General features: G+C 67.8%; 1 protein-coding gene and 1 pseudogene. One reads left to right on the top strand and one right to left on the bottom strand.

Going from position 1 to position 1,622, the window contains the following annotated elements; all coding sequences use genetic code 11:
- Positions 1–245, bottom strand: a pseudogene (locus LQV45_RS30905) (hypothetical protein); the annotation flags it as partial.
- A 185-nt stretch (positions 246–430) separates the two neighbouring features.
- Between LQV45_RS30905 and LQV45_RS30900 the strand changes: the two are divergent.
- The gene (locus tag LQV45_RS30900; protein ID WP_230011110.1) at positions 431–1,369 is read left to right on the top strand and encodes a LysR family transcriptional regulator; all 939 of its coding nucleotides are present in this window, start codon (positions 431–433) and stop codon (positions 1,367–1,369) included.
- Positions 1,370–1,622 lie beyond the last annotated feature (253 nt).

Raw genomic sequence — 1,622 nt, 5'->3', positions numbered from 1 at the left:
GCCCCGGCCGCTGCCGGGCCAACCGGACTGGCCGCCGCCGTCGAACTGGCCGCCGAACCGCTCTCCGCGCCAGACACCGGCGTCGAACCGGCGGGGCTGCCAGAAGAAATGCCGGCAGCAGTGCCGGTGCTGGTGCCTGCGGCGGATGAGGAATCTGCCCCCGGGCGGCTCTTGTTGCGGTTCAGCAGCCGCCAGACCACAGCGACCACCACGATGATGACAACGAGCCAGACGATCCAGTCCATAGCAGAGCCTTTCAGTCCGTATTCAGCCCATGAGGCATGGTTGCCGATGCTTGACGTTACGTCCGGGCAAAGCCGGCTGTCCACCCTCCCGGCGGCCAAATGCCGGGCATTCCTGGAGCGGATCCCCGGCCCGGTGAGCAACCCGGAACCGGAACCAAACCCGGCCCGGCGTGTAGCCTCGCCTCATGGATTTCAAGCGACTGCAGATACTGCGTGAACTCGCCGGCCGCGGGACCGTAGGCGCCACGGCCGAGGCCATGAAGGTCACGCCATCTGCAGTGTCGCAGCAACTGAAGACCCTCCAGGAGGAACTGGGCGTCGTCCTGGTGGAGAAGTCCGGCAGGGGAGTGCGCCTTACCGAGGCAGGGCTGGCCATGGCAGGCGCCGCCGCCGACGTGTCGACGGCCATGGCGCGGGCGGAAGCAACCATCGACACGTACCGGCGCGGCTGGCAGACGCGGGTGGTGGCAGCCTTCTTTCCCAGCGCCGCGGAGATGTTCCTGCCGGGCATGCTGCACCGGGTCAAGGCCGTCGAGGGGCTGCGGTTCGAGGCGCATTTCGAGGACCCGGGCGTTGCAGGGTTCGCCGGGCTGACCGCGGACTACGACATCGTCCTGGCGCACAGTGTCGACGGTCCGGAAGTCTTCGGCGGCCAGGGCCTGACAGTGGTGCCGCTGCTGGACGAACCCCTGGACGTGGCTTTGCCGGCCGGGCACGCTTTGGCCGGCAAAGCCACACTGTGCGCCGAGGACGTCGTCGGCTTTCCGTGGATGGGAGTCCCGGAGGGTTTCCCCTTCGACACCGTGCTGCGCCAGATCGAGGTGCGGGCCGACTCGCAGGCGGTCCGGGCCCAGCAGTTCCCGGATTTGCGGGTCCTGGAAGCCCTGGTCAGCGCCGGGCACGGGCTGAGCCTGCTGCCGCGGTACACGGCGGTCAGCAACCAGGGCCGGGGGTTCGTCCTGCGCCCGCTCGAGGGTGTGAAGGCCAGCCGGAGCATCGTGGCGCTGGCCCGTCCGGACGTCGCGGCCCGGACCACCATCCAGCAGGTCCTGGCGATGCTCAAGGCCGAGGCCCAAGGTGTCGCCGAGGCCCCGGAACTGCGTGACACGGCTCACCAGGCCTAGGTCAAATCGGGTCCCGGTTTCATGATGTGAGACGAGAGTCCACTATTTGATCGAAATATTCCCGGTTTTCCGCTTAACGCTCCGTTCTTGGGTCGTTGGCGCCTGTAGCAGAGCCCTAGACTTTGAGCCATGAGTCAGGACACCCACACAGCAGCAGACACCAAGCCGGACATCAAGCCCCGCAGCCGGGTCGTTACCGATGGAATCCACGCCGCCCCCGCTCGCGGCATGTTCCGGGCGGTCGGCATTGGCG

It is taken from the genome of Microbacterium sp. Bi128, from assembly GCF_918698205.1.
This window is presented reverse-complemented; position numbering and strand designations above follow the sequence as displayed.